The organism is Gemella haemolysans (genome assembly GCF_901873445.1).
GTDB classification, from domain to species: Bacteria; Bacillota; Bacilli; order Staphylococcales; family Gemellaceae; genus Gemella; species Gemella haemolysans_C.
This window is the reverse complement of sequence record NZ_CABFLN010000040.1, coordinates 1-12,121: the sequence shown is the minus strand read 5'-3', so window position 1 is coordinate 12,121 and position 12,121 is coordinate 1. Positions and strand designations below refer to the sequence as shown.

The 12,121-nt window shown below is 26.6% G+C and carries 6 protein-coding genes; all 6 read right to left on the bottom strand.

Annotated elements, in window-relative coordinates; genetic code table 11:
• Positions 1–340: 340 nt before the first annotated feature.
• Positions 341–4,183, bottom strand: coding sequence for a PD-(D/E)XK nuclease family protein (locus tag JX287_RS05630; protein WP_204643417.1), 3,843 nt, complete (start codon positions 4,181–4,183; stop codon positions 341–343).
• A gap of 28 nt (positions 4,184–4,211) precedes the next feature.
• Positions 4,212–7,238: an AAA family ATPase gene (locus JX287_RS05625; protein ID WP_204643415.1), complete on the bottom strand. Its 3,027-nt coding sequence runs from the start codon at positions 7,236–7,238 to the stop codon at positions 4,212–4,214.
• Positions 7,225–8,364, bottom strand: a complete 1,140-nt coding sequence (locus tag JX287_RS05620; RefSeq protein ID WP_204643413.1) for an exonuclease SbcCD subunit D — start codon at positions 8,362–8,364, stop codon at positions 7,225–7,227. Before JX287_RS05620 ends, JX287_RS05625 begins: the two co-directional genes overlap by 14 nt.
• 450 nt (positions 8,365–8,814) lie before the next feature.
• The gene (gene rseP, locus JX287_RS05615) at positions 8,815–10,107 is read right to left on the bottom strand and encodes an RIP metalloprotease RseP (protein WP_204643411.1); all 1,293 of its coding nucleotides are present in this window, start codon (positions 10,105–10,107) and stop codon (positions 8,815–8,817) included.
• 18 nt (positions 10,108–10,125) lie between these two features.
• Entirely contained in the window at positions 10,126–10,899 is a 774-nt protein-coding gene (locus JX287_RS05610; protein ID WP_204643409.1) for a phosphatidate cytidylyltransferase, read from the bottom strand.
• Positions 10,889–11,653, bottom strand: a complete 765-nt coding sequence (locus JX287_RS05605) for an isoprenyl transferase (RefSeq protein WP_003146490.1) — start codon at positions 11,651–11,653, stop codon at positions 10,889–10,891. The genes JX287_RS05610 and JX287_RS05605 overlap by 11 nt, the downstream gene beginning before the upstream one ends.
• Positions 11,654–12,121: the final 468 nt, after the last annotated feature.

Below are 12,121 nucleotides of genomic sequence, written 5' to 3'. Positions count from 1 at the left end.
CTGATATATATTATTAATATATACTTCTTTAGAACTGTTTTGATACTGTTCTAATTTTTCAAAAAAAGTTAATTTCATATTTATCTTATCCTTGCCTTTATCGTTATTATTTATTATCTAATACAATCTCTTACTTCTACGAAAACATATATGAAAAGAAGCTACTATTTCACTTATACTATTATAATATAAATCTTATCAAATGTGATTAAAATTTAATAAAAAAATAAAAAAAAATAGAGATAATCCAATTAATGCGTGTATTTTAGTAAACATTTTATCGAATTATCTCTAATATAATATTTTTTTCTTTAAAAAATTCTAATAATCGATTAAAAATCTATTCTTTTAACAACTTTTCTTTTAATTCTTTTGGTTTAAGACTAACCTTATTTTTATAATCTAATCTTGTATCGCTATTAGATGCAAACTTAAATAAAGTTTGTTTTTCAGCAAGATACTGATTATCTACTTCATAATTTTTTAGTGAGTAATCAAATGAAAATATCTTCTCTAATAAACACATCACATTGTGAAGATTTTTATTAACCAATTTTTCTAATTCTGGACTAGTATATGCTTTGTGTGCATCTGCTCCATGAATAGCGCCTTTCTTCGTAGTTCTAACATACATAACTTCTGGTGCAATTTCTAAAAAGTCTTCTTTTAATATTAGATCACTATTTGCTAAACCTCTTAACCTATATGTTTTCAAATCCTTTCCTAACTTGGCAATTTCTCTATAAAAAATTCCAAGAATATCCTCAGATTTTTTATTGAACATCAATTCACATGCTAACGAGTATGTTAAAATTTGAGAAATAAATCCTAGTTCTATACTATCTAGTGTGAAGTCTGTCTGACTACTCTTATAATCAATTATAGAAATATTTTTATCAAGAACATCAACCCTATCTATTACACCTACAAATCTAATAGGTGGAATATTATATTGTTGAAGTAACTCTTTCTTATTAATCTCACCAGTTTCAATATTTTCACACGTAACAATATTGTCTTCTATCTCTAAAACAAATGATTTTTCTAAGAATATCGGCATAAATTTTGTTAAAGCAAAATATTTTATCTCGATTGCTATAGCTATCTCTAACCTTTGAAGCATATTAATTAATATATATTTATGAGTATTTAACAATTCTATTAATTTTAAAGTTTCTAATATATCTTTATTATCACTATTATAAACAACATCTCTTACAATTTCTTTTATTTTAAATTTTCTTGCAATATCTTCATCTTCTTGAATATCAATATCAATCTTACTTCCGCATTCAGCAATAAAATTAACAATTCTTTCATCTGCCATCACTGCATGGAAGAATCTTCCTGAAACAAGATTATCAATATCTATATCTCTTTCTTCAGCTATTCCAAGAACTCGCTTAATAAAGAACTGATATGGATTTCTCTCAAAATCAGAAATTTTAGAAATACTAAACTTAGAGAAAGTCTCATTTTTTTCTTCTAAAAATTCATCAACTGTGTTTGAATTAAGTTCAAACTTGTAATCTCTAATTATTTTAGCTAAATAATTTTTAATACTATTATCCTTAGAAAAGAATATTCTGTCATTTAACTCATCAAGTACTTCGTAGCTTTCAAAATTTTCTGAAGTAAGCGACATTTGATAATTTTCTAAAAACTTAATCATTAACTCTACTAACAATTCTATTTCTTTAGTCTTACTGTCTTTTACTTCCATAAATCTTCGATAGATTTTTGAAAACAAGTAGTTAAATTCTTTCTCCGAAACAATTTCTGAGAAATTGTCTAAATAATAACTGTAATCTGAAATAGAAAATTCCAAAATTTTCGAAGTTTGTTTCTCAACTAATTGTGGAAACAATGATTTTACTGTACTCAAATATGGAGAAGCAAAGTTTTCTTTAAAACTTTTATCCAATAAACTATAACATATAAATGTTTTCTCTTTAGCACGAGTTAAAGCCACATAAGCTACAAATTCTTCATCAATTAGAGCCGCTTCTTTAGTTGGTGATAAAAAGATATCTCTTAATATAAGCTCCTCTTTATCTTTATCGTCTATTAATCCTGTACTCTTAGACACTGGTAGCACATCTTTGTTAAATCCAATAACAAAAACAACTTTTTTATTTTCTACCTTAGCTAAATCCATTGTAGACATAATTATAGAATTATTTATTTCTGGTATTGAACGGTACTTAATAGTAGTCAATCCAACATTAAATAGTGTTACAAACTTTTGATATTCAAACTTATCATTACCAAAATTTTCATTTATATCATTTATATATTCCAAGATTTTTTTATAAACTTGTCTATCAATACTGTCCACTTTCAACTCTTCTATATCATCATAGTCTCCATCTTCTTTATCAAGATACATTCTAATTTTACAATAATCAAATACATCCACTAGTTTTTTCACATAACGTTTAACTTGTAGACTATCTTTCATAGATACTGCAGAAACCTTATCAGAGAATTCTAATAGTACCTCTTTACAAATTCGTAGTTGCTCTGTTGAATATTTAATTGTTTTTTCAACAAAATAATCTTTTAAAATATCATTAGAAGAATTTACCAATTTCTCATTTAGTATATTTTCAACATCATCTACAGAAATAACTTTAACCTTGTCTAATAATTCATTATAACTAAACTTACTAGTCGACTTGGAAATTAGGCTACTCTTAGAAATTTTTTCTTTAATTGAATTTTCATCTAATTCTGTTATTAACTTTTCTAATTGTTTTTCATTAACGCTTGTATCATCTAATAGTATATGAGAAATAACTTTTTGACGATAAATATTCTCAAAGTTTGTTAACCTAGTTTTTAGTAAGTTTAATAATCTAGTTTTAAAGTTTCCATCATTAAAATTTAGTACTTCCTGAATAAATTTAACTAAACGATGATTACTTGTCTCAATATTTTTATCTAAATGGACCTCTAGATTATAATCTTTAAATATATTTATATAGTTTTCATATATATTATCACGATAAAGAATTGCTATATCATTATAATCAACACTTTTTTCTTCTTTTAATTTTACTATTTCACGCGCTATTTGTTTAACTTCTAATTCTTTATTCTTAGCACAAATAATTTCAACACTGTCATCAGTCTCATATTGCGCAGTAAAATTTTTATAATATTTCTCAGCAAGAATACTATTAGAAATTCTCCTGAATCGTCCATTTTTATTTTCTAGTATACTGTAATTTTCTACTATACTATCCTTTATATCAAATTTTAATACATTCACTTCTTCATTTTTAATAAAAGCTACTAATGAAAAATTAACATCTTTGTTATTTTTCACGATTTCATTCATACTAGCAATAATTTCATGAGACTTTCTGAATATATCTAGTTTATATTTCTCTTTACTAAATAAATCTGAAAGATAAAAACTATTATATTTCATCTTTTCTAATTCATAGCCTTGAATCAACTGCGAAAGGTTGAAGTTAAAATATCTATTCGCATCACTAATTACACTTATTATTAATTTTTTAGATTTCTTAGCTAATTTCTCTATATAATTATACTCTTGAGCTGTAAAGTTATAATAAGCATCCACATAAAATATATAATCACTTAAGTCAACATATTCTAAATATAATAACAATTCAGTTATATAATCTACTTTATCAAATGTACTTTGTTCTTTTAATAACCTTGTGTATTCTACATATATTTCTAAAATTGCCTCTAGTTTTTCACGATGACTCTTTTCTAGAAGAGTATTTTTTTCTAAATACTCTTCTAAAGTATTTATACTTACAGTATATTCCTTTAACTCATTTATAATTTCTTCTACAACTTCTATAAAACTCACATCTTGTAGAATTCTTTTCACTAAAAAATTCTCACTATTATCTAAGTTTTTTGCAGCTCTATAGAAATAAAATGGTTTAATATTGTCACCTAATCTCTTAAGATTGTCGATTCCGAGTTGTTTAGCTAACCTTCTAGTTAAACTTGAGAAATTCATAACATCAATATTAAACGTTCCACCGAATTTATCACATAAGATTTTTTCGAAATTAAAACTGTTCTGTTCCGGAGTCAATACTATTATTTTATTGTCTTTTCTATTTAAATCTATATCCTCTAATATATAGTTAGTTTTTCCAACACCACTTGGTCCTACTAATAATTCTAAATTCATCGTTTCTCCTTTCTTATATTATTTCAACTTATATTCCAGTCATTTTGACTTTTGCATAATTATCTTTAGTGTATACCTCAATTTTCGGTCTAATTCGTTCTTTAAGTTCACTAACATGAGATATTATACCTATATTTCTTCCATAAGACTGAAGATCTATTAATGTTGTTAATGCAATATCTAAAGTTTCAGCATCCAATGAACCAAATCCTTCATCGATAAAAATAGTCTCTAGAGAGATACCACCACTCTCATTTTGTATTACTTCTGCTAATCCTAATGCCAATGCTAACGAAGCTAAGAATAATTCTCCTCCAGATAAAGAACTTATAATACGTGTACTATTTAGATAAATGTCATGTATCTCTATTTCTAGACCTTGCAGCCCTCCACCTTTAGATTTTTCTTCACGCCTAATAAATCTGTAACGGTCATTTGTCATCTGTAGCAATCTTTTCGTTCCAGCAACAAGTATCAAGTCTAAATAATATCCTTGAACATACGTTTCTAGTGATTTTCTATTTTCTGTTTTTCCACTAACAACATCACTTAATGCTATTATTTCTCGGGCATCTTTAGACGTTTCTAATAATTTAAGATACTCATTATGAATTTTTTCGTATAATTTTTTATTATTAGATAATCTCGTTGTAAGAATTGCCATTTTTTCTATAAAATTAGAAACCTCATCTTCCATATTTTGCAATTTCTCGTGTTCTTCTTCTAAATCAGGTTTTACTACGTTCATTAATTCTTCTTCAAGTTGTTTTAAAGAACTTAGTAATATCTTCTTAGTATCTTCAAATTCATCAATTTGAGCTTGATATTGTTCTAATTTTTCTAATTCTTCAATGTTTTCTTCAGCTGATTCTAAAGAACTGTAGTATTTACTAAGTTTAGAATTCATAAAATTCGATACTATAAATTCAATCCCTTTTGTAACTTCTAATAAATTATCTGCATTATTTTTCTGCTCAGTTTCTATTTTTATTTTCCTGATTTGCAACTCATTATTATTTTCCTGGAATTCTTTATAATTATTATCAAATTCATTAATTTGAACTATTTTATTTTCATAATAATCTTTAAAGTCTTCTAACTCAATATTTACATTATTTTCAAATTGATCAATTTTATTTTTAGCTTCCAATTGTTTTTGTTTTAACTGATCCTCATCTTTTAATAAAATTGACAGATTTTCTATCTCTTTTTCAAAGTTTTTTATTTTAACTTCCGATTTTTTTAATCCCTCTACTACTTCTGTTAAATTGATAGTTTCACGTTTTAATTCAGCTTCTAATTCAGTTAATTGTTCTACGGCTTTTAAATTAATAAAATCTTCTAAATCCTTTACTGTTGTCGTTAGCTTTTGAATATCTTGTTCATCTTTTTGTAAAAGAGTTTCTAATTTTATTACTTTTTCAGTAACATCTTGTAGTGATTTTTCTATATTATCATCTACTTCTACAAGTGTAGTTATCTCTGGAAGATGCTCGATTTTCTGTTTACAAAGCGGGCAATCGTCACCCTCATGCAACTTCACTAAAAAGCTATTCAATACTTCTTGTTCTTTATTACTTTTTAGTAATAACACGTCTCTTTCAATTTCTCCTTTAGTTACCTGCAACTCTTCTAAATATTTTTTTGAAACTTCATAATTAAGCTTTTTATCATTTAATTCTGATGATTTTTTTTCAAACTCTTTTAGTTTTTCTACTTCTTGTTCTTTCTTTAAAATCTCTAATTTTAACTTTCCTATACTACCATCGAGAATATTCTTTTCTTCATTCGATTCAAAATAGTTTTCTTTTTCAATTTTTAAACTATCTTCTATTTCTTTTATTGATTCTTTTTTTAGATTTAGCTCTTCAAGTTTATTAGTAAATATATTTATATCACTTTTAGCCACTATCAGTTCATCAATATTGTTATAAAAGAATTTTAAATCTGTTGTTTCTTTTCTAATTGATTCAATTTTGTCTTTTATTGAAGTAAGTTTAGTTTCTAGCTCAGTATTCGCAGCTAAATCTTTCTTATATCGCTCTTTTTCATCTAGCAGAGATTTTCCCTGTTTTGTTAATTGAAGTTGTTTATCTAATAAACTTACATATTCTGTTATTTTATCTTTACTTTTTTGCAACTCCGTTAACTTTTCTACCTCCGCTTTTAGTTTGTTGAAGTAATCGTCTTTATTATTTAATTCATCAATTTTCACCTTATTATCTTCAAGATTTAAAAATTTATCGTTCAGTTTACTTAATTCTATAAAATTCTCTTTTGATTTTATAAGATTTTTTTCTAATTTAGCTAATTCTTTTTTTTCTGTTTCTATATCGTTTTCTTGAGATAAAATTATTTCATTAATCTCTTTAAAATTCTCATCTTTTAAAAACTCAAACTTTGTTAATTCTCCATCTATATCAAACTGTTCAAATCTTGTAATTAATTCTTTTTCTTTTTGTTTGTTATTACTATCTAATTTTTTTGCTTGTTCTTGTAATTGATCTACAAATTTTTGATAAAAATAAGTATTAAATAACGACCTTAAAGTTTCTTTCTTCTCACTTGATTTTGATAATAGGAATTCTTTAAACTTACCTTGAGGTAATATGATAATTTGACAAAATTGTTTATCATCTAAACCTATTAACTCTTCTACTTTTTCTTTAACTTCTTGCTCTTTTGTTGCAATAACTTCTAATTCTTCATCATTATATTTCATTAAAGCAACTTTCCCAGAAGTTAAATTTTTATTACCAGTCTTCAGATAAGCTAAAGTTCTTTCAATTCTGTATCTCTTTCCGCTTAATTCAAAGTCAAAGTTCACCTGTGTTTTATCTTTGTCGCTAGCGGTTTTCGTCCTTAAAGAAGATATATCTTTACCTCCTGTTGTCTTATTGTATAATGCATAAGTAATAGCATCAAAAAGTGTAGATTTCCCCGAACCTGTTTTTCCTGTTATTAAAAATATAGGTTCATTTATTATTCTATCCCATTCTATTATTTCATCTTTATATGGACCAAATTCTTTTAATTCTAATCTAATTGGTTTCATCTTGATTCACCTTGTCTATAATATTTACCAGCACTCGTTTTTGCCCTACCGTTAACTCGCTACCTGTTTGTTCATTATAAAATCCTTCTATCAATTCTAGTGGACTTTTAGTCAACATTTCTTTATCAAATTTAATTTCACTATCACTATTATTATTTCTTTTTTGTTTAAGTATCAAAGTATTTGGATAATACTCTTTAATTCGTGGTAAAGGATCTGTCACGCCTTCCATACCACTTAATTCCATACTAAAATAATCATTTTTACAATCAAAATTTTGTTGAAATACTTTTGTAAATACCTCTTCATATGTTGTACTAATATTATGTAATTTACGTTTTTGTTCCAAGGAAATAAACTCTTCAGTAAAAATTTCTTTTGTTAATTCTACTAACCTCATACCTTTTGTCTGTGTTGCTTCAGAGAATGAATAAGCCATTGGACTACCACTATATTTTATACGTTCTTCTTTTATAGCATTCGGATTATGAAGATGACCTAGAGCTACATAATCAAATTTTTCAAAAATTTCAACTGCTACATTTTCAACAGTTCCTACAGAAATTTCTCTTTCAGAATCAGTTTCTAGCCCTCCAGATACAAAAGTATGAGCTACTAAAATATTAGTTTTACTCATGTCTATATTTTTATAAATTTCATCAATTACTCTTTTTGTCGCAGAATTATGAGTTGTAAGTGTAGCATCCTCAAAATGTTCTCTTGCTTCAAAAGGTTCAAAATATGGTAATAAATATATATCCGTATCTTCAATAGTAATCTTATCAAATACTTGATTTAATCTTGTATGAAGATAGAATTTATGCTTGCTAAACCAAGCTTCTCCTATAGCTAATCTCTCTTTACTATCATGATTACCACTAATTGCAAAAATTGGTATAGTGCATTCGATGTTAATTTTCACTAGAAGTTCCTGTAAAAGTGTTGTAGCCTCTTTACTAGGAACACTTCTATCATATAAATCACCTGCAATTATTAAAAAGTCAGGTTTAGTCTCATCAATTTTACTAATCAAATTATTCATTACATATTGTTGATCTTCTAATAAATCTTTCCCTTGTAATTTTCTTCCAATATGCCAATCTGCAGTATGTAAAAATTTAACCATATAATCACCTTTTTTCTATAAATTATCTCTATTATATTATAGCTTAAAACGAAATAAAATAACAGAGCACAATTAAATGGGAATGACTCAAAAATCATGATTTCAGATAAAACAATTTTGTTGAGCCACCCGTGACAAGTTTATTAGATATCTAAAAAGCCTTTATAAAACGAATTTATCAATAAGCTACTGCTTTTTATGATTTCTCAAATGAACGATTTTAATTTTAAAACAACACCTAATCTAGATAAAACAAATAAAGAGCCACGCATTACTGCATGACTCTTTAATATTTTAAAATTGTAAAAAATAGTTTAATAGGTATTTAATACCTATCGATATTATATATTAAATTTATTAAAATTAAAAGCGATTTCCTATTACTAAATCTCTTTTATCAATATAATAAAAAACAAAGAGAAGTCAATCTAAACTCCTCTTCTCATCTATCTATTTTCCAAATAATCTTTGAACATCGTTCCACGTTACAGCTAACATTAATGCTACCATTAATAAACCAAATACTACTGTTAAGTAATATTGAGCTTTCTTATTAATTGGTTTCTTAAAGATTGCTTCGTAAATTACAAAAATTATTCTTCCACCATCAAGAACTGGAATAGGAATTAAGTTCATTAGTCCTAAGTTTACACTTAAAATCCCTGTCCATCTTAGGGTTGTTAGTAATCCACTTTGTGCAGCAGCTGAAGACATTTCATAAATTGCTACAGGCCCACCTAGTTGATTTAAGCTAAATCCTCCACTAAATAGTGAAGCAAATAAATTAATAATTCCCATAAAAATCGCAGTTCCGAAGAATAATGTTTGTTCGAAACCATTCTTAATAGAATCTGCTAAGTCTTTCTCATAAGCTTGGTTTATTCCTAGTTTATATGTTTTAACTTCTTTACCCTTTTCCACGGTAACTTCTTCTTTTGGTGTAACTTTAATTTCTTGTTGTGAACCATCACGTGACACTTTTAATGTAAGCTCAGAACCATTAGAACCTACGATTTCTTTTGTCATTTCTTTCCATGTAGTAACGCTCTTACCATTTACTTGCTCAACTATGTCACCTTGTTTTAATCCTGCTGAATAAGCTGGGTAATTGGACACTATTTCTCCTAAACGAGTAGTATTTGATGGAACACCACTATAGATTGAAATACCTAAGAAAATAGCTAAAGCTAAAATAAAGTTCATCAATGGTCCCGCGAATAATGTCCAGAATTTTTTCCCCCATGAGTGAGAAGAAAACATTCTCTCTACTGGTGCAATTTGCTCTTCCATTCCACCAAAAGCAACACATGCATCTTTTCTTACTTCGTAACGTTCTATTCTATCACCTACAAAACCTTCTACAAATAGGTTTTCAGTTAAATCAAATTCATTTAATTCTAATGGAAGTAAATCCATATCATTAGTTTTATCTAAAACTATTTTTTCAACTTTGTCATTTTCATCTAGTTTTAAACTAACTTTCATTCCTTTTTTTAGATCATATACCGACATATCGTTATTAAAATCAAAAACATTATCCGGCATTTTTACATATCCACCAACTGGAAGAAGTCTTATTGTAAAATTAGTTTCCCCTATTTTTTTATGGAATATTTTAGGTCCCATTCCTATTGCAAACTCTTGACATAATATTCCTGATTTTTTAGCAACTATAAAATGACCAAATTCATGAATAGTTACTACCACAAAAAATATTAATATAAACGCTATAATACCTTGCATCTAATACCTCTCTAAATTTTAAAATAAACTTAGTAATATTATTAAACATGGAGCTGATAATATTACAGAATCAAATCTATCAAATATACCACCATGACCAGGTAATAAATTACTACTATCTTTAACTTGATATTCTCTCTTATATGCTGATTCAATTAAATCACCAAATTGTCCGATTACACTTACTATTAATGTTACAACAATTGCAACTAATAAATTTGAAAAGATATTTGTTGTAAAGAAAAACAATAATGCTATCGCTATTGATGATACACTTCCTATAACTGAACCCTCAATTGATTTATTCGGGCTTATATTCGGAGAAAGTTTATTTTTCCCAAATTTCATACCACCAAAGTATGCAAAACTATCTGTGAACCAAATAGTAAGTAATAAATATGCTACATGGCTTAAACTTAAGTTTCTCAACATAAATAAACAATAAAACCCTACAAATATATAGGCAGTCACGAATATAATTGAACCAATTTCAACTAATTTAATCTTGTGTCCAGTCATAACAACAGTACCTAACATACCAATTAATAATAAATAAATTATAGAATACTGTACCAATATTGAAACTTCATTATGTAAAAATAATAATGCTCCCGCTAATGATGATAAACTTAAAACTACGATATTAGTTTCTTTAAATGTCATTCTCACAATCTCATACATAGCCATCACACCAAGTGCAAAAGTCGTAAATTTGAAATAATCTCCACCTAAAAATAATAAAGGTAAGAAAACAATTAATGCTACTATAGCCGTTATTATCCTAGTCTTCATTTAAACCTCCAAACCTTCTATCTCTACTTTGATATTCTAATAAAGCTTGATAGAATTCATCTTCATTAAAATCAGGCCAAGCTACTTTTGTGAATAAAAACTCACTATAAGCAATTTGCCACAGTAAAAAGTTTGAAATTCTTTGTTCTCCAGACGTTCTTATTAATAAATCGGGATCTGGTGTATTAGAAGTAAATAGATTTGCACTAACATGCTCTTCAGAAATTTCTTCTGCACTATATTTATTATCTTGAACATCTTTTGCAATTTGTTTAATTGCCCTTAACATTTCGTCTTTAGAACCATAATTCAAGGCAAAAATTAATTTTAATCCTGTATTATTTTTTGTTTGTTCAATTGCATCATTAACAGCTTTTCTAGTATTTTCTGGAAGTTTTTCTACCACACCTATAACTTCAACTTTTACGTTATTTTCCATAAGTTCTGGCATAAAACTACTAAACATCTTCTCTGGAAGATCCATTAAATAACTAACTTCTTCCTTCGGTCTAGCCCAGTTTTCCGTAGAAAATGCATATAACGTCAAATATTTAACACCTAATTTTGAAGCATACTTTGTGATTTTTTTTACAGTTTGCATTCCTTCATAGTGTCCTTTAATTCTAGGCATATTTCTTTTTTTAGCCCAACGTCCATTACCATCCATTATTATAGCAACGTGTGTCGGAATTTTTTTTAATTCTTGTTTTTCAGTTTTTTGTACTTGTTCAGTTTTTCTAAAAAATTTAAACATAATTCCTCCTATGTAACATCCTTCATTATATCATAAAAGGCCTAATGCAACAAATTTTTAATAGATTTTGTATGTGAAGTATTGTATCTTTTTTAACCAATATTAAAATTTTAAATTCTGTCCATAAAACTATTATTTAAATTTTTTTATAATCGTATTATTCAAAAATACAAAAGTATTTTGAATTGCTTTACATAATATTTAATGATAAAATATAAACATAAAAATTATATTGGATATAAAATTAAAGATTTTACTCAATTATTAAAGTCTTTCAAAACTTAGTATATCAACTTATAAAAAATTCGACTAATAAATTAATTAGCCGAATTTTTAATATATTATTATCTGATATTCTTTTATGCACTTAATTTTACAATGTACCACAGAAAATTGAAATGTTATTGGAAAAACCTTCTTACTAGCTATGATGAACTAGATAATGGTACCCACAGGAAGTTTAAATAC

What these genes read in the sequence shown, in the direction of transcription:
- JX287_RS05630 (WP_204643417.1), bottom strand. Translation starts at nt 4,183, where the DNA reads ATGAATTTAGAATTATTAGTAGGACCAAGTGGTGTTGGAAAAACTAAC.
- JX287_RS05625 (WP_204643415.1), bottom strand. Translation starts at nt 7,238, where the DNA reads ATGAAACCAATTAGATTAGAATTAAAAGAATTTGGTCCATATAAAGAT.
- JX287_RS05620 (WP_204643413.1), bottom strand. Translation starts at nt 8,364, where the DNA reads ATGGTTAAATTTTTACATACTGCAGATTGGCATATTGGAAGAAAATTA.
- rseP (WP_204643411.1), bottom strand. Translation starts at nt 10,107, where the DNA reads ATGCAAGGTATTATAGCGTTTATATTAATATTTTTTGTGGTAGTAACT.
- JX287_RS05610 (WP_204643409.1), bottom strand. Translation starts at nt 10,899, where the DNA reads ATGAAGACTAGGATAATAACGGCTATAGTAGCATTAATTGTTTTCTTA.
- JX287_RS05605 (WP_003146490.1), bottom strand. Translation starts at nt 11,653, where the DNA reads ATGTTTAAATTTTTTAGAAAAACTGAACAAGTACAAAAAACTGAAAAA.